At 63.6% G+C, this 22,145-nt stretch carries 21 protein-coding genes and 1 pseudogene; 12 read left to right on the top strand and 10 right to left on the bottom strand.

Features of this window, described 5'->3' with window-relative positions; translation table 11 throughout:
• Positions 1–8 precede the first annotated feature (8 nt).
• On the bottom strand, positions 9–1,901 hold the full coding sequence (locus PQU95_RS17645) for a sigma-54-dependent Fis family transcriptional regulator (protein WP_272753224.1): 1,893 nt from the start codon (positions 1,899–1,901) through the stop codon (positions 9–11).
• 271 nt (positions 1,902–2,172) lie between these two features.
• Here PQU95_RS17645 and adh point away from each other — a divergent pair, with 271 nt between their 5' ends.
• A complete protein-coding gene (gene adh / locus PQU95_RS17640; protein ID WP_017510156.1) occupies positions 2,173–3,687 on the top strand; it encodes an aldehyde dehydrogenase in 1,515 nt (504 codons plus the stop codon).
• Positions 3,688–3,702: 15 nt separating this feature from the next.
• On the opposite strand, the gene PQU95_RS17635 is transcribed toward adh, so the two are convergent.
• Positions 3,703–3,999 carry a hypothetical protein gene (locus PQU95_RS17635; RefSeq protein ID WP_272753223.1) on the bottom strand — a complete coding sequence of 99 codons (297 nt, stop codon included), beginning with the start codon at positions 3,997–3,999 and terminating at the stop codon, positions 3,703–3,705.
• Here PQU95_RS17635 and PQU95_RS18545 point away from each other — a divergent pair.
• From PQU95_RS18545 to PQU95_RS17625, 3 genes and pseudogenes are all read left to right on the top strand, one after another.
• A pseudogene (locus PQU95_RS18545) lies at positions 3,932–5,164 on the top strand (FIST signal transduction protein); the annotation flags it as partial. The gene PQU95_RS17635 and the pseudogene PQU95_RS18545 overlap by 68 nt on opposite strands.
• 159 nt (positions 5,165–5,323) lie before the next feature.
• On the top strand, positions 5,324–5,980 hold the full coding sequence (locus PQU95_RS18540; protein WP_373321419.1) for a methyl-accepting chemotaxis protein: 657 nt from the start codon (positions 5,324–5,326) through the stop codon (positions 5,978–5,980).
• 181 nt (positions 5,981–6,161) lie between these two features.
• A complete protein-coding gene (locus PQU95_RS17625) occupies positions 6,162–6,848 on the top strand; it encodes an META and DUF4377 domain-containing protein (protein ID WP_272753221.1) in 687 nt (228 codons plus the stop codon).
• 102 nt (positions 6,849–6,950) lie between these two features.
• On the opposite strand, the gene PQU95_RS17620 is transcribed toward PQU95_RS17625, so the two are convergent.
• From PQU95_RS17620 to PQU95_RS17610, 3 genes are all read right to left on the bottom strand, one after another.
• The gene (locus PQU95_RS17620; protein WP_272753220.1) at positions 6,951–7,508 is read right to left on the bottom strand and encodes a GNAT family N-acetyltransferase; all 558 of its coding nucleotides are present in this window, start codon (positions 7,506–7,508) and stop codon (positions 6,951–6,953) included.
• A 56-nt stretch (positions 7,509–7,564) separates the two neighbouring features.
• On the bottom strand, positions 7,565–7,741 hold the full coding sequence (locus tag PQU95_RS17615; RefSeq protein WP_272753219.1) for a hypothetical protein: 177 nt from the start codon (positions 7,739–7,741) through the stop codon (positions 7,565–7,567).
• A gap of 217 nt (positions 7,742–7,958) precedes the next feature.
• The gene (locus tag PQU95_RS17610; protein WP_272753218.1) at positions 7,959–8,351 is read right to left on the bottom strand and encodes a YidB family protein; all 393 of its coding nucleotides are present in this window, start codon (positions 8,349–8,351) and stop codon (positions 7,959–7,961) included.
• Between the two features lie 206 nt (positions 8,352–8,557).
• Here PQU95_RS17610 and PQU95_RS17605 point away from each other — a divergent pair, with 206 nt between their 5' ends.
• From PQU95_RS17605 to PQU95_RS17570, 8 genes are all read left to right on the top strand, one after another.
• A complete protein-coding gene (locus PQU95_RS17605) occupies positions 8,558–8,737 on the top strand; it encodes a hypothetical protein (protein ID WP_147695315.1) in 180 nt (59 codons plus the stop codon).
• Between the two features lie 227 nt (positions 8,738–8,964).
• Positions 8,965–10,305: an efflux RND transporter periplasmic adaptor subunit gene (locus tag PQU95_RS17600; RefSeq protein ID WP_272753217.1), complete on the top strand. Its 1,341-nt coding sequence runs from the start codon at positions 8,965–8,967 to the stop codon at positions 10,303–10,305.
• Positions 10,305–13,382, top strand: a complete 3,078-nt coding sequence (locus PQU95_RS17595) for an efflux RND transporter permease subunit (RefSeq protein WP_272753216.1) — start codon at positions 10,305–10,307, stop codon at positions 13,380–13,382. Before PQU95_RS17600 ends, PQU95_RS17595 begins: the two co-directional genes overlap by 1 nt.
• Positions 13,383–13,705: 323 nt before the next feature.
• Positions 13,706–14,179 carry a type IV pilin protein gene (locus PQU95_RS17590; protein WP_272753215.1) on the top strand — a complete coding sequence of 158 codons (474 nt, stop codon included), beginning with the start codon at positions 13,706–13,708 and terminating at the stop codon, positions 14,177–14,179.
• The gene (locus PQU95_RS17585; protein WP_272753214.1) at positions 14,173–14,628 is read left to right on the top strand and encodes a pilus assembly FimT family protein; all 456 of its coding nucleotides are present in this window, start codon (positions 14,173–14,175) and stop codon (positions 14,626–14,628) included. Before PQU95_RS17590 ends, PQU95_RS17585 begins: the two co-directional genes overlap by 7 nt.
• A complete protein-coding gene (locus PQU95_RS17580; protein WP_272753213.1) occupies positions 14,609–15,013 on the top strand; it encodes a prepilin-type N-terminal cleavage/methylation domain-containing protein in 405 nt (134 codons plus the stop codon). The genes PQU95_RS17585 and PQU95_RS17580 overlap by 20 nt, the downstream gene beginning before the upstream one ends.
• Complete coding sequence (locus tag PQU95_RS17575; protein WP_272753212.1) at positions 15,010–15,702, top strand: PilW family protein; 693 nt, start codon at positions 15,010–15,012, stop codon at positions 15,700–15,702. The genes PQU95_RS17580 and PQU95_RS17575 overlap by 4 nt, the downstream gene beginning before the upstream one ends.
• Positions 15,699–17,711 carry a hypothetical protein gene (locus PQU95_RS17570; RefSeq protein WP_272753211.1) on the top strand — a complete coding sequence of 671 codons (2,013 nt, stop codon included), beginning with the start codon at positions 15,699–15,701 and terminating at the stop codon, positions 17,709–17,711. Before PQU95_RS17575 ends, PQU95_RS17570 begins: the two co-directional genes overlap by 4 nt.
• On the opposite strand, the gene PQU95_RS17565 is transcribed toward PQU95_RS17570, so the two are convergent.
• From PQU95_RS17565 to PQU95_RS17545, 5 genes are all read right to left on the bottom strand, one after another.
• Entirely contained in the window at positions 17,706–18,605 is a 900-nt protein-coding gene (locus PQU95_RS17565) for a LysR substrate-binding domain-containing protein (RefSeq protein ID WP_272753210.1), read from the bottom strand. The genes PQU95_RS17570 and PQU95_RS17565 overlap by 6 nt on opposite strands.
• 575 nt (positions 18,606–19,180) lie before the next feature.
• The gene (locus PQU95_RS17560) at positions 19,181–19,861 is read right to left on the bottom strand and encodes a Fe2+-dependent dioxygenase (RefSeq protein ID WP_272753209.1); all 681 of its coding nucleotides are present in this window, start codon (positions 19,859–19,861) and stop codon (positions 19,181–19,183) included.
• A gap of 121 nt (positions 19,862–19,982) precedes the next feature.
• Positions 19,983–20,396, bottom strand: coding sequence for an ExbD/TolR family protein (locus PQU95_RS17555; RefSeq protein WP_144373335.1), 414 nt, complete (start codon positions 20,394–20,396; stop codon positions 19,983–19,985).
• Positions 20,383–21,057 carry a MotA/TolQ/ExbB proton channel family protein gene (locus PQU95_RS17550; protein ID WP_272753208.1) on the bottom strand — a complete coding sequence of 225 codons (675 nt, stop codon included), beginning with the start codon at positions 21,055–21,057 and terminating at the stop codon, positions 20,383–20,385. Before PQU95_RS17550 ends, PQU95_RS17555 begins: the two co-directional genes overlap by 14 nt.
• Positions 21,058–21,060: 3 nt before the next feature.
• Positions 21,061–21,972: an energy transducer TonB gene (locus PQU95_RS17545; RefSeq protein ID WP_272753207.1), complete on the bottom strand. Its 912-nt coding sequence runs from the start codon at positions 21,970–21,972 to the stop codon at positions 21,061–21,063.
• Positions 21,973–22,145: the final 173 nt, after the last annotated feature.

Raw genomic sequence — 22,145 nt, 5'->3', positions numbered from 1 at the left:
AGCCGTCGTTACGCCGTGTGCCCACCCCCGCGTAGCCGGCGGTAAAACGTACTGCGGCTGATGCCCAGCGCCCGTGCGGCGGCGCTGGCATTGCCACCGTGCTGCTGTAGCAGGCAGTGCAGTGTGCTGGCGGTGTGGCGTGGTATCTCTTCCTGGCCGCGCAGGCTGGCGGGCAGGTGGTCGGGGGTCAACACGGTGCCATCGTCGGCCAGCGCCAGCAGGGTGCGCAGCAGGTTGTCCAGCTGGCGCAGGTTGCCCGGCCACGGGTAGCGGCGGATAAAGTCGGCCAGCGCCGGCGACAGCGTAATGCCGCGCCCGGCGCTGCCGTGCTGGAGCAAAAGGTTGGCCGCAATCTGCGCCACGTCGCCGCGTTCGCGCAGCGGTGGCAGCGTTAGCGGGTAGTGGCACAGCCGGTAATAGAGGTCGGCGCGGAAGCGCCCGGCGGCGACTTCCTGTTCCAGCTGGCGGTGGGTGGCCGCCACAATGCGCACGTCCACTTTTTGCCCGGGGCCCCCGCCTAGCGGCACCACCAGCCGCTCTTGCAGCACGCGCAGCAGCCTGGCCTGCAGGCTCATCGGCATGTCGCCGATTTCATCCAGAAACAGTATGCCACCGTCGGCCTCGCGCAGGCGCCCTTTTGCCCCCTGGCGGCGGGCACCGGTAAACGCGCCTTCTTCATAGCCAAACAGTTCCGACTCGATCAGCCCTTCCGGGATGGCGGCGCAGTTCACTGCTACCAGCGGCGCAGCGGCGCGGCTGCTGGCTGCGTGCAGTGCCTGCACAAAGCGCTCCTTGCCGGCGCCGGTTTCACCCAGCACCAGTACCGGAATATCCGCCTCCAGCAGGCGGCGCGCGGTGTCCAGCATGCCCGGTGGCAAAGCCAGGTCCTGCTTGCGGCCAACCTTGTCGCTCGCCCGTTCGTGTTGCCCGCCTGCAGCAGGCCGGCGCTGGCTGGCAGCCGCTGGCGCGCTATGCAGCAAGACGCTGCCGTGATGGGGCACCGCTTGCCTGGGGGGCAGCAGGCTGGCCGAATACAGCTGCCCGCTGTGGCGCAGCGAGGCCACGCCGCTGCCGTGGCGGCTCAGCCAGTGCTCCATGCTCAGGCCGGACAGGCCGGCAAAGCGGGTCTGGCCCAGGCAGTGCCAGTCCAGCCCCAGCAGGCTGAGCGCCGCACGGTTGGCCGCACGCAGTACGCCATCGTCGTCAAAGGCCAGCCGCGCGCAGCGCGGGGTGGCCAGCGTGGCGGGGTCGGGGGCAAAGCGCAGCTCGTGCAGGCTGCGGGTGTGTTCGTCGAACAGGCGTTGCTCGATATGGCGTACCGCGGTGACCACTTGCAGCTGCTGCGCCTCGCCCAGCTTGCGTGGCAGGCCGGAGACATCCAGCACGCCCAGCATCCGCCCCTGCGGGTCGACGATGGTGCTGGCGGTGCAGGACAGCTGGCGGTTGCGCTCCAGGTAGTGCTCGCTGCCGCGCACGCGCACCGCGCTGCCGGTGACCAGGGCGGTGCCGATGGCATTGGTACCGCGTACGTCTTCGCGCCAGTCCATGCCCGGTAGCAGCGCCACGCGTTCGGCGCGGTCCAGAAACGCCGGGTGGCCCATCTGGTTCAGGATCACACCGTCGCGGTCGGCCACAATCACCACATGGCCTTCGTCTACCACGCTGTCGAATAGCGCATCGATGGCCGGCCTGGCCAGCTGCAGCCAGTCGGCATTGTCTTGCTGGCGGTGCGCCAGGCGCTGGCTGTCCAGCCGCTCGGGCGGGCGCAGCCGTGCGGCGGACAAGCCCAGGCCCAGGCAACGCCGCCAGGAGTGCAGGATAGGCTGCGGTACGCTGTTTTCCGGTAGCTCGTCACCGTCAAAAAAACGGCGGCGGACTTCAGCTAAAGGCAGGGTAGACATGGTGTTCTCCGTACTGTGTCACGCTGTTGCGACAGCTGTGTCAGTCTGGCACAGCTAGCCGCCGGCTGCAGGGCTGAGCGTGGGGCTGGCGGCGTGGCGAAGCAGCCTGCCAAAAATCCTTTATTTATTGCGATGCAACATGCATGCACCGGATTGCAGCATGGGCGGGCGGTGCAGTAAAGCTGCGCTGCAGCATGGCCGCAAGCTGGCACGGTAGCTGCAGTGTGGTGTTTACACCCGGCGAGGTGACACCAACACCAAGGAGACACAGATGAGCGCGATTACCCCGGCACAATACGGCCTGAACCTGAAAACCCGTTATGCCAACTTTATCAATGGCCAGTGGCAGCCACCGGTCAACGGCCGCTACTTCGAGAACATTACCCCGGTGACCGGCCAGGTATTGTGCGAGATCCCGCGCTCCGATGCGGCCGATATCGAGCTGGCGCTGGACGCCGCCCACGCTGCCAAAGGGGCCTGGGGCAAAACCAGCGTAGCCCAGCGCGCGCTCATCCTGCACCGTATTGCCGACCGCATGGAGCAGCACCTGGCTACCCTGGCCACGGTAGAAACCTTCGACAACGGCAAGCCTATCCGTGAAACCACGGCGGCCGACCTGCCGCTGGCGATCGACCATTTCCGCTACTTTGCCGGCTGCATCCGCGCACAGGAAGGCAGCATTGGCGAGATCGACGCCACCACCGTGGCTTACCACTTCCACGAGCCGCTGGGCGTGGTGGGCCAGATCATTCCGTGGAACTTCCCGCTGCTGATGGCCGCCTGGAAGATTGCCCCGGCGCTGGCGGCCGGTAACTGCATCGTGCTGAAACCGGCCGAGCAGACCCCGCTGTCCATCCTGGTATTCGCCGAGCTGGTGGGCGACCTGCTGCCGCCGGGCGTGCTGAACATCGTGAACGGCTTTGGTACCGAGGCCGGCAAGGCGCTGGCTACCAGCAAGCGCATCGCCAAGATCGCCTTTACCGGCTCTACCCCGGTGGGCCGCCTGATCATGAACTACGCCAGCGAAAACCTGATTCCGGTGACGCTGGAGCTGGGGGGCAAATCGCCGAACATCTTCTTTGACGACGTGGCCGCCAAGGACGACGCCTTCTTCGACAAGGCCATCGAAGGCTTCGTGATGTTTGCGCTGAACCAGGGCGAGGTGTGCACCTGCCCTAGCCGCTCGCTGGTACACGAGTCCATCTACGACCGCTTCATGGAACGCGCGCTCAAGCGTGTGGCCGAAATCAAGCAAGGCAACCCGCTGGACCCGTCCACCATGATCGGCGCGCAGTCGTCGCAAGAGCAGATGGACAAGATCCAGGGTTACCTGCAGCTGGGCAAGGACGAAGGCGCTACCGTGCTGGCCGGTGGCGACCGTGCCCACCTGGGCGGCGGCCTGGAAAACGGCTTCTATATCCAGCCTACCGTGTTCCAGGGCCATAACCAGATGCGCATCTTCCAGGAAGAAATCTTTGGCCCGGTGCTGTCGGTGACGCCGTTCAAGGATATCGACGAGGCGCTGCATATCGCCAACGACACCCTGTTTGGCCTGGGTGCCGGCGTGTGGACGCGCAATATGAACACCGCTTTCCACATGGGCCGCAGCATCGAGGCGGGCCGCGTGTGGACCAACTGCTACCACGCCTACCCGGCACACGCTGCGTTTGGTGGCTACAAGCAGTCCGGTATCGGCCGCGAAACCCACAAGATGATGCTGGACCACTACCAGCAGACCAAGAACCTGTTGGTGAGCTACAGCGAGGACAAACTGGGCTTCTTCTAAACGGTTTGGCTTCCACTACCCTGGCTCGCGGGTGCTGCAGCCGGGGTGGTCACCCGCTTTACCGTGCTGGCGGGTCATCGTGGTGATGGCCGGCCAGCTCACGCAGTGATTCGTCTTCCTCCCCTGTTTGTCGTGGTCGCTCGCGGCGGGCAGTTTGGTTGCCACCTGATGTTTCTCAACACAGGTGGCATTTTTTATGGAGATGATTACCTGTATGGCAGGATAATCTATAAAAAATAAAATCATGGCCGGGGCCTGGCCCGGGCTGTACACAACGACAACCGCTGGAGCACGCATGCTTTTCTTCAACAAGAAACGTTCTTCTGTAGCCGATAACGCCGGCACTGCCCCGGCGGCAGGGCTGATGCACATTGTGCGTACCGATAACCAGGGTTACGAGCAGGCCTTGCAGGGCAAAGCCAGCGCCAGCATCAAGCTGGTACTGGGTTATGTGAACCCTGCGGCCAACCTGGAGCAAGTTGGCCGCAATGTGGCGCGCCATTTTCCGCAAGCCAAGGTAGTACTGACTACCACGGCCGGCGAGCTGTGCAGTGCCAGCCGCCAGGACACCCTGTACCTGCCGGCCAATGGCCAGTGGCAAACCATGGTGTTCCAGCTGTTTGACGCCGCGCTGGTGTCCGATGTGCACGTAGCAGCCGTGCCGCTGGCGTGCGAAGACATCAAGGCCGGCCAGCCCGGCCTGAGCCATGAAAACCGCCTGGCCAAGCTGCAAGACAATGTGGGCCGCATCAACCTGCCGTTTGCCATGCGCCACGACGAGGGCTTTGTGCTGACGCTGGTAGATGGTTTGTCCAACAGCGAGAGCTACCTGATGGAGGCGCTGTACGAATCCGGCAAGCTGCCCTATCTGTTTGTCGGCGGCTCGGCCGGCGGCCCGCTGGATTTCAGCATGACGCGGCTGTACGACGGCCAGCAAGTGCGCGACGGCCACGCCGTGTTTGCCTTTATCAAGCTGGCACCGGCCTACCGCTACGGCATTTTCAAAAGCCAGAACTTTGAAGACACCGGCACCAGCTTCATCATCGCCCAGGCCAGTACCGAGCTGCGCCGTGTGCATTCGGTGATCGATAGCAAGAGCGGCGAAATCCGTAACGTACTGGACGCGCTGTGCCAGCACTTCCGCTGCCAGCGCAGCGAGCTGGGCGGCAAGCTGCAGAGCCACAGCTTCGGCATCAAGATCCAGGACGAGCTGTTTGTGCGCTCGGTACTGGCCATCAACGAGCAGGAAGGCTACTTGCAGTTTGCCTGCGACCTGGCCTTTGGCGAGCAGCTGTTCCTGCTGCGCAGTGTCGACCTGGCCGAGCGTACCGGCCGCGACTTCGAACAGTTCAGCCGTGGCAAACCGCAGCCGGTAGGCGGCATTCTCAACGACTGCATCCTGCGCCGCCTCAATAACGCCAGCGCGCTGGCGCGCGCCAATGTGTACGGCGATATCCCCACCGCCGGCTTCTCTACCTTTGGCGAGCTGCTGGGTGTGAACATCAACCAGACGCTGACCGCCATCTTCTTCTACCCGGCCAGTGACACCTTCCGCGACGACTTTGTCGACCGCTTCCCGGTGCACTACGCCAACTTCAAGAACTACTTCTACCGCCGTGAGTTGCAACGCGCGCGCATGACGGGGCAGATGAAAAGCCGCGTCATCGAAGAACTCAACGGCTACAAGGCCTTTGCCGGCCAGCTGATGGAAAGCCTGCCACTGTTCCGCGATACCACCGCCCAGCTGGTAGAACACCTGGGCAGCATCGAACAGGACATCAGCCGCTTCGGTAAGGAAGTAGACCAGGGTGCGCAAACCGCCAGCAACGTGACCGGCCGCATCGGCGCGCTGGAAAAAGACGCGCAGCAGATCGGCGAAGTCATGCAGATGATCAAGAAGATCGCCGAGCAAACCAACCTGCTGGCACTGAACGCCGCGATCGAAGCCGCCCGTGCCGGCGAGGCCGGGCGCGGCTTTGCCGTGGTCGCCGATGAAGTACGCAAACTGGCCAACACCACGCAATCCAACCTGGACGCCACCGGCGGTGCGGTAGACAACGTGATGAACGGCGTACGCGACGTGGGCGGCGACGTACGCGGCATGGGCAGCCAGGTCAGCGGCTTTGCCGGTGAAATGGCGCAAGTGGTGGGCAAACTGCACGGCCTGGCCGCCACCTCGCAGGACAGCAAGCAGCGCGTAGACAGCATGCTGGCGCAGACCGAAAGCCTGTACGCGCGCATGCGCGAAGTGGACAAAGAGCTGGACGCCATCCTGCAGCTGGAAAAACAATAAGCCGCAGCGCCAGGCCTGGCGGCGAGAAAAGCCCGCTACCGCGCTGCCGGTAACGGGCTTTTTACTGTGCGGGTGTGACCGTGTGTGACCGCGTTTACATTTGTTAAGGTGTTGGCATTGACCCGTGCCAGGCCGTGGCATAAGCTGCCCCACTGACTGAATAAAGGAGCACGAGATGCACATGAAAGGCGTAACTGTCGCCATGATGTCGCTGCTATTGGGGGCGTGCGCCAGCAGCACCGTGCCGCAGCAAGGCAAATGGCAGCAAAACGGCCCCGACGGCAAGCCACTGCAAACCCTGCAGCTGACAGACGGCCAGCTATCGGCCAACGCCGGCTGCAACCAGATGTTCGGCCCCGCCCGCATCGAACAAGGCCGCCTGGTGGTGGGCACGCTGGCCAGCACGCTGATGGCCTGCGCGCCGGACGCCATGCAGCGCGAGCAAACGTTGGCCGCGCTGCTGCGCAGCCGCCCGCAAGTGCGCCTGGACGGCGACAAACTGCTGATCGGCGAAGTGGCCCAGCAGCAGGTATGGCAGCCGGTGGCCGCAGCCACCCAGCCGGCAGCGCCTGCCAAACCGCCTAAACCTGTGGTGGTAGCCGAGCCAAGCACCACACGCCTGATCTACGTGGCGCCCGAGCGCCGCACCTGCGTGGGCGTGGCGCCGATGCAGTGCCTGCAGGTACGCGACAGCCAGCAACAGCCGTGGCAACACCATTATGGCGAGATCGAGGGCTTCACCGCCGAAGCCGGCACCGCCTACCGCCTGCGCATCCGCGAGATCAAGGTGGTCAACCCGCCAGCCGACGCGCCGGACCGCCGCTGGGTGCTGGACAGCATTGTCGAGCAGATCCGCATCGCGCCCTGATGCGGTGACCGTTGTTCTACTCCCAAAACAAAGCCCCGGCACGCCGGGGCTTTGTCTTGCCTGAGGGTTGGCCGCAGTACAGGCTACCGCTGCCAGACAGCCTCAGCGCATCAGCCGATACCGGTACGCGCTGACGTGGCCGTGTTCGGCGCCGGTTTGGTAGGTGGCGATGCGTGTGGCGCCGAGGTGTTCGGCAGTTTTCCACGAGGCGACATTGCGGGTGGCCATCGCCATGTCCAGCCACGGCAGGCCCAGGTGGGCGATGCGTGGCAGTAGCAGCCGCACCGCCTGGCAGGCGTAGCCGTGGCCGCGTTGCCACGGCACCACCGACCAGGCCAGGTGCCCGGGGCAGTCTGCCGGCAGGTTGTCGCCGGGCAAGGGCCAGCGCAGGCTGAGTTCGCCGCAGTAGTCGCCGTTGCTGATCCAGAAGTGGCAGTGGGGCAGGCAGGGTTCGCTATTGTCAGCGTCTGGCCCCATGCCGGGTGCCGGCAGCGGGCAGTGGGTGAAGTGCAGCAGATACGTGTCGGGTGCGGCGCGGCAGGCGGCCAGCATGCGGCTGGCGGTATCAGGGTCCTGCTCGTGCCCGGCCCAGCCGCGGCTCAGTGCTTGCTGGTAGCTGGCTAGCAAGGCGTGGTTGGGGAAGGCGAGCGACAGCGGCATGCGGTGACCTGCTGCGGGGGGGAGCGGCTGCGCCGCTAACCGCGCGGGCGACGGGCTTAGCGGGCCTTGCGCTGACCTCGCCAGCTAAGTGGCAGCTGGACGATGACGCCGATCAGCACGTAGCTGGCGGGCTCCAGCAGGCTGGCCGGGGTGGACAGGCGCTGGACGATGACGGTGAGTGCAAAAATCAGCAGGCCGGTGTTGGCCCCTTGCAGGATGGTTTGCAGGTTCATGGTGTTGACCTTGGGTGGGGTAGTACACGCCGACAAATGGACAAGCCGATATTATGACGATGTTGTTTTGCAGGCAAGCAACCGTTGCTCTGGCAATAACAAGGCCGTGGTGACAAGCGGTAGAGGAGGATAGTCGCAGCCGGCCATGCCCGGCTTGGCGCCTGGTGCTGCAGCAGGTTGGCCGCACGCGGCCAACCTTTTGGTGCAGGATGCGGGCTTAGCCGCGGTTGAACAGGCCGCCCAGCAGGCTGGCGCCCTGGGCCAGCAGGTTGTCGCCTTCTACCTGGCCGTTGGGGGTGAGCTTGTCGATCATGGTGGGCAGGTGTTCGGCGATCTGTTGCGAGGCCACGGCCGGGTCGATGCCCAGTTTTTCGGCCAGGCCGGCGATCTGCTCGTTACCCAGCACGCTCTGGATCTGCTCCGGGGTGATGGACAGGTTGGCACCGGTGCCTACCCAGGACGAGACGATCTCGCCCAGGCCGCCGTTCTGGAATTTTTCTACCAGGCCGGCCACGCCGCCGTTGTCGTTCAGCAGGGTGTTGGCTGCCTGCAGCAGGCCACCTTGTTCGCTATTGCCCAGCAGGCTGCCCAGTTGGTCGAGGATGCTCATGGTGTGCCTTTCGTGTGGTGGTAAAAGAGTGCCCAACTTAAACCCTTTCTTGTTACAGATAAATGTTTCTATAAATCGATAGCGGGTGTGAACCCCGGGCTTGTCGTTTTAACTGCTTGTTTTCACTACACGATTTTGCAGGCACGGCATGGACTTTCGCGCCGCGCTGCCGCATACTGCCGCGTTTTGCCATTCAGGAGCAGGCTATGCCTATCAACCACTTCGACTTGCAGCGTTTTGAAGCGATCAAGGTACGCGAGAGCATTCGCAAAGCCGGCTCGCCAGACCGTTTCGGCAAAGAATCCAATGCCAAGAACGACAAAAAACTGGACAACCCGCTGCTGGGCAAACTGCTGAAAAGCCACGTGCCCGACGACAAGAAGTAAGCGCCACGCTGCCCGCACGGGCCGGCGGTATGGCTGACACCCCCACGCGCACTGCGCCTGGGGGTGTTTTGCTTGTTGGGCCTGCGTTTTAGCGCTGGGTGTGTCGCAAGTGTGGTGTAAGCATTTGCTATGCACAGTGTGTTCATATTCATTAATGAAGTAACACATAAGCCTGTCGCGCAAATTGTTTATGCTGGTGGCCATGGCAAGACTGGACGATAGCGACAATGAATAAATGGCTGACAGGGACCGTCGTGCTGGCGGTAGCCGGTGGAGCGGTGTGGTGGCAGGCAGGCAAGCAGCCTGCGGTAGATAAAAACGCGCGGGCCAAACGCCCGCCGGTGGTGGCGCTGGCGCCGGCGCAGCCCAACCGGCTGCCGGTGGTGCTCACCGCCAACGGCACGGTCACCGCGCTGGACCGTGTGGAGGTGAAGCCGCAGGTGTCCGGCGTAGTGGGGCGTGTGCTGGTGCAGGAAGGCAGTATGGTCAAGGCGGGTACGCTGCTGGTGCAGCTGGATGACGCTGCCGAGCGCGCCGCGCTGGCACGGGTACAGGCGCAGCAGGCCAGCGACGCGGCACAGCTGAAGATCGCCGGGCGTGACCTGGCGCGCGGGCGCGACCTGTTCCGCCAGCAGTTCATTTCGCAAAGCGCGCTGGACGCCCTGCAGGGCAAGGTGGACAGCCTGCAGGCAACGTTGGCCGCAGATCGTGCGGCAGTCGAGTCGGCCAGGGTCAGCCTACGCCAGAAGGCCATCTACGCGCAGGTAGACGGCCGTGTCGGCGCCATCAGCCTGTCGCCCGGTGCGCTGGTGCAGCCGGGCATGGCCACGGCCATGCTCACCCTGACGCGCATGTCGCCGGTGGCGGTGAGCTTTACCCTGCCGGAGCAGCAACTGCAGGCGGTGCGCCAGGCGCAGCAGGCCGGCCCGCTGAAGGTGGTGGCGCGCAGCGGTAACGGCGCGGGCCAGTGCCACAGCGGCGAGCTGACTTTTATCGATAGTGCCGTGGACAGCAGTAGCGGCAACGTGCTGCTCAAAGCCCGTTTCGATAACGCCGGCACGGCCTTGTGGCCAGGCCAGTTCGTTAATGTGGCGCTGCAGGCCGGGCGCTATGAAGGCGCGGCCAACCTGCCGGTAGCAGCGCTGCTCACCGGCCCCGACGGCCAGTTTGCCTACACCGTGGGCGCCGATAGCAAAGCGCAGCGCATACCGCTGACGCTGCTGGCCATCCAGAACGAGCGCGCCATCGTGCGCGGTATCGCCCCCGGCTTGAAGGTGGTGGTCAACGGCGGCCAGAACGTGCGCCCCGGCGAGCTGGTCACGCTGGCGCCGCCGCGCAAGCAGGACGCCAGTGCCCCGGTGTCGGCCAAGGTTGGCCGCAGCGAGGCCAGCGGCGCGGCTGCTGAAGGTAGCCGTGGCAGCCGCGCTGGCGGCAAAGGCAGCCAGAATCTGGCCGAGTGCAGCCCGGTGGCCGGTGGCGATAAAGGTGCCCGTGCCGCAGGCCGCGACGCCAGCGCGCCAGGTGCCGAAGGCGGCAAACGCCAGCGTGCAGCCAGCGGAGCGCAATGATGAATATTTCCGAGCTCTGCATCCGCCGCCCGGTGATGACGGTGCTGCTGTGCCTGTCGCTGATCATCGGCGGCTTGCTGGCGCTGCAGCGCATCCCCATCGCCGCGCTGCCCAGCTACGAGACGCCTACCATCAACGTGTCGGCCAGCCTGCCCGGCGCCAGCCCGCAGACCATGGCCAGCTCGGTGGCGACGCCGCTGGAAAAACAGTTCGCCACCATTCCCGGTGTGGCGGTAATCAGCTCCAGCAGCAGCCAGGGCAGCACCTCGGTCACGCTGGAGTTCGAGCCGGGGCGCAATCTGGACGGCGCCGCGCTGGACGTGCAAGCCGCCTTGCTGCGCGCGCAGCGCAGCCTGCCGGACGAGATGACCAGCCTGCCGTCCTACCGCAAGGTGAACCCGGCCGATGCGCCTATTTTGCTGCTGGCGCTGAATTCCCCGGCGCTGTCGCTGACGCAGCTGAACGACTATGTGGACAGCCTGGTATCGCCCACGCTGTCCACCATCAATGGCGTGGCGCAGGTGCAAGTGTTTGGCCAGAAGCGCTACGCCGTGCGGGTGAAGGCCGACCCGCAAAGGTTGGCCGCACGTAACCTGACGCTGGACGAAGTGGCCACTGCGCTGCGTGCGGCCAACGGCAATACGCCGCTGGGCACGCTGGAAGGCCCGTCGCAAGTGCTCACCATCCAGTCCGACAGCCAGCTCAAGAGCGCTGCCGAGTTTGCCGCCATGGCGGTGGCCAACCGTAACGGCAGCGTGGTGCGCCTGGCCGACGTGGCCACGGTGGAAGACAGCATTGAAAACCTGAAGACCGGCAGCTGGGTCAACGGCGAACGCTCCATTGTGCTGGCAGTGTTCCGCCAGTCCGACGCCAACACCGTGGCGGTGGTGGACGCCATCCGCGCCATGCTGCCCAAGCTGGAAAGCCAGCTGCCAGGCTCGGTGCGCATGGCACCGCTGTCCGACCGCTCTGATGCCATCCGCGAGGCGGTGCACGACGTGAACCTCACCATGCTGCTGACGGTAGCGCTGGTGATCATGGTGATCTTCATGTTCCTGCAGCGCATGGCCGCCACGCTGATACCGGCGCTGACGCTGCCGATCTCGCTGATCGGTACGCTGGGCCTGATGTACCTGATGGGTTATTCCATCGATAACATCTCGCTGCTGGGCCTGACGCTGGCGGTGGGCCTGGTGGTGGACGACGCCATCGTGGTGCTGGAAAACATCGTGCGTTACATGGAGGAGGGCGACGACGCGATGACGGCGGCGCTGAAGGGCTCGCGCGAGATCGCGTTCACCATCGTCAGCATTTCGCTGTCGCTGGTGGCTATCTTTATCCCCATCTTTTACATGGATGGCGTGATCGGCCTGCTGTTCCACGAATTTGCCGTGGTGGTGTCGCTGGCCATTCTGGTGTCGGCGGTGGCCTCGCTCACGCTGATTCCGCTGCTGGCGTCGCGCTTTTTGCGCCGCGACCACATGCCGCACCACGCCGACGCCGGCCAGGGCCACGCCATTGCCCGTGCGTTCGAGCGCGGCTTCGATGCGCTGCTGGCGGCCTACGAGCGCACGCTGGACGCTGCGCTGCGCCACAGCCGGCTGACATTGCTGGTGGCGCTGGGCACCGTGGCCGGTTCGGCGTGGATGTTCCATGCCATCCCCAAGGGCTTTTTCCCGGTAGAGGACACCGGCCAGGTCAGCATCAATACCGAGGTGCCGCAGGACGTGTCCTACGACAAGTTGGCCGCACTGCAGGCGCGCGCGGCCACCATCGTGCAGCAAAGCCCGCACGTGGCGGCTGTCACCTCGTCGGTGAGCGGTAGCGGTGGGCGCATGTTCGTCACGCTGAAGCCACGCGGCCAGCGCGGCAAGATCGACCAGGTGGTGGACGACCTGCGCAAGGACCTGCGCAAGGTGAACGGCCTGAGCGCGGCGATCAACCCGGTGCAGAACCTGCGCCTGGGCGGCCGCAGCAGCAAGAGCCGCTACCAGTACGTGCTGCAGAGCGTGGACAGCAGCAGCCTGTACGACTGGGGCGAGAAGCTGGAGCGCGCCATGCGCAAGGACAGCCTGTTCCAGGACGTGAACAGCGATGCGCAGCGCAAGGGCCTGCAGGCCGAGCTGCACATCGACCGCGACAAGGCGGCGCAGCTGGGGGTGGGCATGCAGGCCATCCGCACCGCGCTGTATACCGCCTTCGGCCAGCGCCAGGTGGCCACCATCTATACCGACAACGACAACTACTCGGTACTGCTGCAGCTGGACGACAGCCAGCGTGTGAACGAGTACGACCTCACCCGCCTGTACGTGCGCGGCAGCGGCAGCGAGCTGGTGCCGCTGGCCAGCGTGGCCAGCATCCAGCGCACGGTGGGGCCGGTGTCGGTCAGCCACCAGGGCCAGCTGCCGGCGGTAACGCTGTCGTTCAACCTGCCGCCGGGCGTGGCGCTGGGCGAGGTGGACGCGCGGCTGAAAGCCATGCAGCAGGAAATCGGCCTGCCGGCCAGCGTGTTTACCAGCTACGCCGGCGACGCCGCGGCGTTTGCCGAGTCGCAAAGCAGCCAGACCACGCTGCTGCTGGTGGCCTTGCTGGTGATCTACGTGCTGCTGGGCGTGCTGTACGAAAGCTACATCCACCCGCTCACCATCCTGGCCGGCCTGCCGTCGGCGGCCATGGGCGCGCTGGGGGCGCTGATGTTGCTGAACCAGGAGCTGACCATCATCGCCAGCATCGGCATCCTGATGCTGATCGGCATCGTGAAGAAAAACGCCATCATGATGATCGACTTTGCGCTGGTGGCGCAGCGCGAGCAGGGCATGAGCCCGCAACAGGCCATCCGTACTGCCTGCCTGCTGCGTCTGCGCCCGATCCTGATGACCACGTTGGCCGCCATGATGGGCGCACTGCCGATTGCGCTGGCGCTGGGGGCCGGCGCCGAGCTGCGCCAGCCGCTGGGTGTGGCGGTGGTGGGCGGCTTGCTGTTTTCGCAGCTGGTGACGCTGTACATCACCCCGGTGCTGTACCTGTGGTTTGACGGCCTGGCCGCCAAGGTTGGCCGCAAGGTAGCGGCCGGCTAAACCACCGTCCGTTTTATTCACGTCACCCGCCCGCTGCCTGGCAGCCGGCGGGTTTTTTCATGCGCATGGCGTGGTGTGGTTTTTTTGCCATGGTTATATGAAGGGTTGTGTAGGTAATACCACAAAACTACCAATTAAGCGCATTTGCCCGACATGCAGCCATGAAAAATGGCTAAATTGGCAGCGTATTGCGTAATAAATTGTGCTTAAAAAGGCACATTGGCAATATTTTCTGGCTGAGTTACTATGTGTTTTCTATTTTAGTATTTAAAAACAATCATTTAGAGCAATGTTTCTAAATTAATACCAATTGGGATCCAGTTTTGCATCCAGTTTCCTCTAACCCTGCCAGGCAGGCACTGCGTGGTTTTACGCTGCTTGAGCTGGTTGTCGTGGTGGCCCTGCTGGGCATTTTGCTGTCGGTGGCCTTGCCGTCTTACCAGAGCTACGTGCGGCGCAGCGGGGCGCAAACAGCGGCGGCCGATCTGGTGGCCTTGAGCCTGGCCATGGAAAACCTGTACCAGCGCCAGCTGGTGTACCCGCAGCCGGCCAGTAACCCAACGGCAGATACCAGCAGCACCGTGGCCTACCTGGCTTCCGGCACCAGCGCTTCGCCATGGGCACCGGCGCGGGGAGACCGTTTCCGTTATGTGGTGCAGGCCAGCGCCAGCAGCTACACCCTGAAGGCCTCCGGGCTGGCAGGGGGGGTGAACGAGGGCTGCGAGCTGACGCTGTCCAGCAGCAATATCCGTGCGGTAAACGGCGGGGCGGCGTGCGGCGGGATCTCGGTATGGTAGGGCGCGCGGCGGGCTTTAGCCTGGTGGAAACCATGGTGGTGCTCAGCATCGGTTTGCTGTTGCTGCTAGCCAGCGTGCCGTTGACACGCAGCTGGGTTGCCAATGCCCGCATCAGCCAGGCCGATAGCCAGCTGTTGCAGGCCTATGCCAAAACCCGCGCCCTGGCGCTGCGCAACCCTTTGGCCAGTATCGGCAATACGCCTGCGGCAACGCTGCTGATTCTGGATAACCAGCGTGTGCAGGTACGGGAAGGCAGTAGCGGTACGCTGGCGTGGTCGGTGACAGCGGCGGACGGGGTGGCATTTTTCCTGGCAGAGGACGCGGCAGCTGCCGCGCCAGGCTGTGGCAATGTGCTGCGGCTGGACAATAACGGCCTGCCATTAGGCGCGTGCCGTCACTACGCGGTGAGCGCCGCAGGGGGGGATCGCCTTGTCGCCACGCTACGCTAAACCCTGCCGCCAACAGCGCGGCATCAGCCTGCTGGAGGCGCTGATCACGCTGCTGCTGATGTCCATCATCGGCATCGGCACGGCCTATATCGCGGCCAAGGCAGCCGTGGCACAGCGCCACAGCAGCAGCCAGCACCTGACGGTGAGCCAGCTGCGCCAGGCGCTGAGCCGTGGCGAGTGCCGTAGCACCACGCCGCGTAGTAGCGAGCTGCCCCTGGGTAGCGGTAGCGTGCAGGCCAGCTGCCAGAGTGTGCTGACCACGCTGAGCGTGGTACCGCTGTCCGGCGGCATGGCCAGCCAGACGGTATCGGTGGCCATGCCGGCTATCCGTGCCAGTGGCGGCTTGCTGGAGGGGGAGGTGCGTATCGACCCCCAGGGCTCATGAGCCGCCGCCATCAGGCCGGCATATCGATGCTGGAGCTGCTGATAGGCATGCTGCTGGCCATGTTTGCCGTGATGGCCATGCTGTCGTTGTCGCGTACCACCAGCCGTGTCACCGCGCTGAGCCGGCTGGGCGTGCAGACGGACGCGCAGCTGGCTACCGGCCTGTTGGCCGCAGACAAGCTATTGGCGCAGGCGGGTTATTTTGCCGTGACGGCATCGGGTAGTGTGCCCGCGCCACGCTACCCCGACGATTTGCGGCTGCTGCAAAACGCCACGCTGGGTGGCAGTGCCCAGGCGCTGTTGCTGGCGCCGGCCAGTGGCACGCTGGTGGCGCAGGCGGGTCAGGGGCAGGCGCTGCTGTGGCGTAGCCGCGATGCGTCTGGCGTGTTCCGCTACGACGGCCTGTACGCCCCGGCTAGTGGCGGTTTGTGGCGCATCCACGGCAGCAGCATGGATTGGGCCGGCTGGGAGCAGGCCGAGCTGCTGCTGGGCGCACCGCCGCGCGGGCACGACAGCCTGGCCAGCGCCGGGGTGGCCAGCTTTGCCGTGTCGCATGCTGCGGGGGGCTGCCAGCCATTCGGCGTAGGCAGTAGCGCCAGTGGCGGCGTATACACCGTGCGTATTTCTGCATTGGCCTACAGCGCTGGCCAGCGCGTAGATAGCCATACTTGCCTGATGAATTTTCAATGACCAAATTCGCTGTTGCCCGGCCTGTGCGCCGTCATCTCCCTGCCCGTCGCCACGCCCAGCGCGGCATGGCGGCGTTGCTGGTGGTGCTGCTTACCGGCATGTCGCTGTCTGCCCTGACCCTGGGGGTGATGCATTACACCAAAGGGGCGCAGGACAGTAACTATGCCCTGCATGCGCGTACCCAGGCCGAAATCAATGCCTGGGCCGGGGTAGAAGCGCTGCGCCAGTATGTGCAGGGCAAGCAGGCGAGCGACCTGCCTTCGCTGCAGGAGGTAGTGGTGCGCAATGCTGCCGGCCAGACGCTGGCGACGGTGCATTACCAGGCCAGCTGTACGAATGCGACGGCGGGGGAGTATTGCTTTCATGTAGTTGGCCGCAGCGCTAACAGCACGGCGACGCTGGCGGCAGGCCTGCGGCTGAGTACCGCCAGCCCGTCCTACCCGCGGCTGCAAACCGGCCTGGCGGTGAACGGTGGCTTGAACGTGAGCGGCAACCTGTTTCAGGTGCGCAATGGTGCCAGCGGGATGGGTGGTGTCTCGGTGGATGGCGATATCAATATCGACAAGATCAGCACCTCGGCCTCATCGCCCACCTGCGCTACCGGCAATATCAAGATCGGTGGCAATGGCACTTACACCGGTAGCTATCTGGCGCAGGGCGATATCTGGGTATTTGGCGGGGCCACGGCACAGGATGTGTCGCTGCAGGCGCGCAGTGTGGTGATAGGTGGTAACGCCGAAGACGGCCGCCTGCGCCCGGGTGGTGCCTCGCGCTACCAGCGCATCAGCTACCAGCAGTTTCTGGCCACCGGCCCGCTGGAGATTCGCAGCCTGCAAGGCGGCGGCAATTTGTACGCGCCATCGCCCTGGCTGTTGCCTACCCTGGAAAGCGGCAGTATCGGCGGCCAGGCGTATGGTATCCCCGGCTACAACACGGCGGCGCAGCTGGCCACCTGCCGCCTGGCGGATGGCCGCTTTGCCTGCACCGAGCCGGTGGTAGAGGGGAGCGAGTACGTGATACCCAGGCTGTCCACGCGCCTCCCGCAAACCATCCCGCCAGTGCAATGCCAGACAGCACTGGTGAACCAGGACGCCAACCGGCTGGAAGCCCAGGCCAATTACATTTTCTATTTCGACGAGCAGCATCAGGGCCGCCCCACGCTGAAGATCCAGCATATGCGCAGTAGTGGCGGGGCAGACCTGTCCGGCACCTATGATTTGAGCCAGACGACACTGGCCATGACCAGTTTTCCGGCCGCCCCCACCATCCCGCTGCTGCGCTGTAACGGCGGTAGCTGCCGGTTGTGGGAAAAAACCGCTGCGACGGGCTGGGGCAGGCTGGCTGGCCTGGAGATGCCGCCGGGCGTGGTCTTGTTCAAAACCACGGCGGCCAACGCGGGCAGTGTGGAAATCAGCGCCGGTAATAGTGTGCTCTATAACACCCTGCTGTCGGGTGGCACGCTGACACTGGCCAATAGCGGTTTGCGCTCGCTGGTGGCCCCGAATTTTTCAGCCAGCGGGAGTGCCACGCCGCGTACGGCTGCAGCGTGCAGCCAGCTGGCCTACCCCAGCCAGCTATGCGATGGCGCTGGCCATCTGAAAACCTGGACCGACAGCCAGGGCGAGCATCAGGGCATACCGGTAGGCAATATGGCGGTAGTGGTCAATGGCTCGTTTGCCCCTAATGGCTGGTCGCTAGCGGGCAATGTGGTGATCAGCAAGCTGATTCTGGTGAGCGGCCAGCGCGTCACCATCCGTGGTGCGGTATGGGTGGGCGATGGCCAGACCCTGGCGGATGGCGATATCAGCGAAATTACCCATGACGGGCTGGAGATCGATGTCAGTACGCTGGCCCCGGACCAAAGCTATATCGACAATGGTGGCGACGGCACGGCACCCGGCGGCGGCGGCGGTGGCAGTGGCGGGCAAGGCGGCCAGGCTGGCGGCAGCGGTAGCGGGGGCACGGGCACCATTACCGGCAGCCGCCTGGCGCGGGTGCGGCCGCTATAGGGTGGCTTGCGGCGGAGGGCTATCGCTGAATTCGCTCAGCGCCCAGTCGCGGAAGGCAATCACGCTGGGCAGGGTGGCCAGCTCTTGCGGGTAGATCAGGTAGTAAGCCCAGCTGGTGACCAGGGCGACATCGGATAGCTGCACCAGGGAGCCATTGGCCAGATCGTCGGCAATCATGCTCTCCTCGGCCAGGGTAATGCCCATACCGCGCGAGGCGGCGGTAATAGCCAGATCCAGCGTGTCGAAAGCGTAGGCTTCGATGCTGCTACCCGGGTTCATGCCCGACAGCGCGAACCATTGCGACCAGAACTGGTCTTCATGGGACGGGTGCAGCAAGGGGTAATCCAGAAACTGTTCTATGGTTGGCCGCGGCTTATCTTTGAACAGCGCGGGAGAGGCCACCGGGACAAAGCGGGCGCCGCGCAGACGGTGGTAAATCAGCCCCGGTTCCTGCGTTTCGCACGCCTGAAAGGAAATGTCGTACTCGCGGCTTTTGAAGTTGGGGTCAAAGCCGGTCACGGTCACCAGGCTGACCATCAGCTCCGGGTAGCGGTTACGAAACTGCGTAAAGCGCGGCAGTACCCAGCGCGAGGCAATCGACGGGCTGGCCTTGACCCGTAGCTCGCGCGAGCGGCGGGAAATGGCTTCGCTGGCGGCTTCGATACGCGAGAAGGCATCGCGCACGGCAGGGAACAAGGCGACACCTTCGGGTGTCAGTGTCAGCCCCCTGGCCTGCCGCACAAACAAGGGCAGGCCGTAGTGGGCTTCCAGCGTCTGGATATGGCGGCTCACCGCCCCCTGGGTCAGGTGCAGTGTCTCGCCGGCCTTGGTAAATGAATGGTGTTCGGCAGCCACCAGGAAGACACGCAGGGCGTTGAGCGGGGGCAGTTTCATTATTCGTGCTCCATGAATTTTACGCATGGTAAACATGCGCATTCATGCTTTGTCAATGCAAGCCGAGATGGGTAAGCTTGACTGCTGGTTTAATTAAACAGTGTGCAAGAATAGAGGCTTAGCTTTTACTTTGGCCATTTTTGTTGGCACTAATTGCGCAATATCATTTTTTATGGCAATGCAATTAATGCATGCCTGGCAGTGTGGCAATAAAACGCCGATTTACTCTGTAATACTGGCATTGCCTGCGCTGTCTTGATGCTGTTGTCGCAGCGTTTATTCGCTGGGTATGACACGCAGAGCTTGCTACACTGTAATGCAGTAGCAAGTCCAATGAATTCCGGTGCAACGGCTTGCCGTTGCGCCTGTATCGAACCCGCCCGGCAACGGGCTGTGGTAGGGCCTGCAGGTATCTGACTGTCACGGGTATGGTCTACCCGTCGGATACTGTGCTTGTCCGAACAGCATGCGGCGTGCCGCCTGCTGTCAAATCCTGATTTATCAGGGTTTTGCTCTGTCCCACGGTGTCCCGCCGGATTCGTCCGGCGGGGTTTTTTTTGTCCGTGCGGCCAAGGTCAGACTTCGGCCCATTCGCGTAGCAGGTTGTGATAAGTGGCGGTTAGCGACATCACTTCCTCGCAGTCTCCCACCTTCTGCCGCAGCTGCAGTATGGCCATATCAATATCGAACAGCATGGCGCGGCGGGTGTCGTTGCGCACCATGCTCTGTGTCCACATGAACGAAGCCAGCCGCGCACCGGCACTGACCGGCTCTACGCGGTGCAGGCTGGTGGATGGGTACAGGATGGCATCGCCGGCCGGTAGCCGCACGCTATGCGTACCGTAGGTGTCCTCCACGACCAGCTCGCCACCTTCATACTCTTCCGGATCGCTGAAAAACAGGGTGCACGATACGTCGGTCCGTACATTTTGCCCGCTTAGCGGGTCGCGGCGGATGGCGTTATCCACGTGGCTGCCGTAGGTCATGCCGCCCTGATAACAGTTGAACATGGGCGTCATCAGCGTATGCGGCAGCGCGGCCGACATATATAAGGGGTGGCGGAACAGTGCGCTACGCACCAATGCGGCCAACTCGCGCGCGGCATTGCTTTCTGGTGGCAGCTGCAGATTGTTTTTCACCTGCACGGCCTGCTGGCCTGCGGTGCTACGGCCATCTTGCCAGGGGGCGGCCAGCAGCAGGCTGCGGGCGTGGGCGAGTTCTTCGGGGGTGAGCACGGCGGGGATGTGCAACAGCATGATGATTCCTGTAAGGCAGGGTAGACAAACGGCGTGGACGGGTGGGGCGCCTGGCCAGCGTTTTGCCTATCGGTCTGCCACGATAGGCAAAACGGCCTGCCGTGGGGCAGGCCGCGCAGGCTTATTGCTGGGCTTCGGTGACGAAGCCGATACGGCTGACGCCGGCGCTTTGGGCATCGGCCAGCGCTTCGGCGACCACCTCATAACGCACTGCCTTGTCGGCACGCAGGTGCAGCTCCACTTGCGGGTTGGCCGCGGCGGCCTCGGCAAAGCGGCTCTTCAGCCGGCCTTCTTCCATTGGTACATCATTCCAGTAGATCTTGCCGCTGGCGTCGATGCTCAGGCGGATCGCCTCCTGCTTTTCCTGGTGCGCGGCGGCGCTGGCTTGCGGCAAGTCGATCTTGACCGCGTTGGTCAGCAGCGGGGCGGTAATGATGAACACCACCAGCAAGACCAGCATCACGTCCACCAGCGGCGTGGTGTTGATCTCGGACATCGGCGCGTCGGCGCCCTTGTCGAAACTACCGAATGCCATCTTTACCTCCCAGTGTCAGCAGGTGTGCATGCAGGTCGTGGGTAAAATGATCCATATCCTGGTTGATCAGGCGGTTCAGGCGGGTAAAGGTGTTGTAAGCCAGTACTGCAGGAATGGCCGCAGCCAGGCCCGCTGCTGTGGCCACCAGCGCTTCGCCGATCGGCCCGGCCACGGTGCCGATCGATACCTGACCCTGCGCGCCAATGTTCACCAGCGCGTTATAGATACCCCATACCGTCCCGAACAGGCCGATGAACGGTGCTGTCGAGCCGATGGTGGCCAGGAAAGTCATGCCACCTTCCAGGCTTTGCTGTTCCTGCGACAGGCGCTTGCGCAGCGCGCGGGTCAGGTACTCGTCCAGGCTGCACGATTGGCCAAGCGAGCCATCGCTGTGTTGCTGGTATTTGCGTACCGCAGCCAGGCCTTCGCGCAGCAGGGCGGCTACCGGTGCCGGGCTGGCGTCCAGGTCCTTCTCTGCAGCTTGCCAGCTGGCCGCACCCCATAGCTGCGCATCCGCTGCGCGGTTCAGGCGCCGAACGTGCCACGCACGCCAGCCGCGCAGCACGATGAAGTACCAAGTCAGTACCGACATCAGGATCAGGATCAGAAACACCGATACCAGTACGGCATCGCCCTGTTCAAAGGTAAGCATCAGGTTCATGGGTCAGGACTTGTTCTTTTGAGGGTGAGTAAATTCAACAGGTACCAGGCAATATTCTTCAACCGCCTCGCCACCGCGCTGGCCCGGCGTGAACTGCCAGCGGCTGGCTACCGTACGGCGCGCCGAGTTATCCAGCCGCGGATAGCCGCTGCTCTTGGCAATGGCTACCGACAGCGCGCGCCCTTTGGTGCTGACCAGTACGCGTAGCACCACTGTGCCTTCTTCTTCCAGCTCCACCGAAAGCGGCGGGTATTCCGGCTTGGGGTTTCCCTGTGCGCCACTGACGGGGGTTGGCGCAATGTAAGCTTGTTCGGCAGCCGGTTTTTCCGGCGCAGGGGCCGGGCGGCTATCCGCCACAGGCCGTGCGACTTGCGCTGGTGCTTCTACCGCAGGCTGCGGTTTGGGCTGTGGTGGAGTGGGAGGGGTGCTGATGGCATTGGCTGGCGGTGCCACCGTGCTTTTGCTTACTTGCACGGGCGGCGTCGGCATGGGCTTGGCTACCGGCGGGCGTTTAGGCTGCGGTTTGGGTGGCGTTGGTTGCACGGCTTGCGGTGCAGCCTGCTGCTTGGCTACAGAGACCATCTCTATAACAGGTAAAACCTGCGGAGGCGTCAGCGGCGAGCTGTGGCTTGGCGTCATCATCAACAAGCCCAAGTGGGCGGCGCCAATGATGCCTAGCGAGCCATAGTGAAATGCGCGGTTTTCCATTAATTGAGATTTTTCTTGATAACCATTCGCATTAATACTAATGCGCCAGCAGGCCGCTGTCAAAGTAGCATCTACATGGATGAGCTGCATTGTGTCGAATTGCCCCATTTTTCCATTGTTATAGAGATGCAGAAGCGCCTGCGCGAAAAGCTCGCGCCCACCCTGGCCGCCTGCGGCCAACTTTTTTGCTTTTCTTAACCGTTGCAAATCAACACCTTAAGCAAATGCTTGCAGTTTATTGCGAGGTAAGTGTTGACGCCATTTGTCTGTCTGGGTATAGTTCGCCTCCTCAGCTGACGACGCAAACGAAACAAGCAGTCAGCACCGCTCTTTAACAGACCAAATAACCGATAGGTGTAAGTGTCTGGCTAAGCCAAATA

The organism is Vogesella aquatica, from assembly GCF_028548455.1.
GTDB classification, from domain to species: Bacteria; Pseudomonadota; Gammaproteobacteria; order Burkholderiales; family Chromobacteriaceae; genus Vogesella; species Vogesella aquatica.
Note: the sequence above shows the minus strand (reverse complement) of the source record. Positions and strands in the feature narration are given on the sequence as shown.

What these genes read in the sequence shown, in the direction of transcription:
- PQU95_RS17645 (WP_272753224.1), bottom strand. Translation starts at nt 1,901, where the DNA reads ATGTCTACCCTGCCTTTAGCTGAAGTCCGCCGCCGTTTTTTTGACGGT.
- adh (WP_017510156.1), top strand. Translation starts at nt 2,173, where the DNA reads ATGAGCGCGATTACCCCGGCACAATACGGCCTGAACCTGAAAACCCGT.
- PQU95_RS18540 (WP_373321419.1), top strand. Translation starts at nt 5,324, where the DNA reads ATGACGGGGCAGATGAAAAGCCGCGTCATCGAAGAACTCAACGGCTAC.
- PQU95_RS17625 (WP_272753221.1), top strand. Translation starts at nt 6,162, where the DNA reads ATGAAAGGCGTAACTGTCGCCATGATGTCGCTGCTATTGGGGGCGTGC.
- PQU95_RS17620 (WP_272753220.1), bottom strand. Translation starts at nt 7,508, where the DNA reads ATGCCGCTGTCGCTCGCCTTCCCCAACCACGCCTTGCTAGCCAGCTAC.
- PQU95_RS17615 (WP_272753219.1), bottom strand. Translation starts at nt 7,741, where the DNA reads ATGAACCTGCAAACCATCCTGCAAGGGGCCAACACCGGCCTGCTGATT.
- PQU95_RS17610 (WP_272753218.1), bottom strand. Translation starts at nt 8,351, where the DNA reads ATGAGCATCCTCGACCAACTGGGCAGCCTGCTGGGCAATAGCGAACAA.
- PQU95_RS17605 (WP_147695315.1), top strand. Translation starts at nt 8,558, where the DNA reads ATGCCTATCAACCACTTCGACTTGCAGCGTTTTGAAGCGATCAAGGTA.
- PQU95_RS17600 (WP_272753217.1), top strand. Translation starts at nt 8,965, where the DNA reads ATGAATAAATGGCTGACAGGGACCGTCGTGCTGGCGGTAGCCGGTGGA.
- PQU95_RS17595 (WP_272753216.1), top strand. Translation starts at nt 10,305, where the DNA reads ATGAATATTTCCGAGCTCTGCATCCGCCGCCCGGTGATGACGGTGCTG.
- PQU95_RS17585 (WP_272753214.1), top strand. Translation starts at nt 14,173, where the DNA reads ATGGTAGGGCGCGCGGCGGGCTTTAGCCTGGTGGAAACCATGGTGGTG.
- PQU95_RS17575 (WP_272753212.1), top strand. Translation starts at nt 15,010, where the DNA reads ATGAGCCGCCGCCATCAGGCCGGCATATCGATGCTGGAGCTGCTGATA.
- PQU95_RS17570 (WP_272753211.1), top strand. Translation starts at nt 15,699, where the DNA reads ATGACCAAATTCGCTGTTGCCCGGCCTGTGCGCCGTCATCTCCCTGCC.
- PQU95_RS17565 (WP_272753210.1), bottom strand. Translation starts at nt 18,605, where the DNA reads ATGAAACTGCCCCCGCTCAACGCCCTGCGTGTCTTCCTGGTGGCTGCC.
- PQU95_RS17560 (WP_272753209.1), bottom strand. Translation starts at nt 19,861, where the DNA reads ATGCTGTTGCACATCCCCGCCGTGCTCACCCCCGAAGAACTCGCCCAC.
- PQU95_RS17555 (WP_144373335.1), bottom strand. Translation starts at nt 20,396, where the DNA reads ATGGCATTCGGTAGTTTCGACAAGGGCGCCGACGCGCCGATGTCCGAG.
- PQU95_RS17550 (WP_272753208.1), bottom strand. Translation starts at nt 21,057, where the DNA reads ATGAACCTGATGCTTACCTTTGAACAGGGCGATGCCGTACTGGTATCG.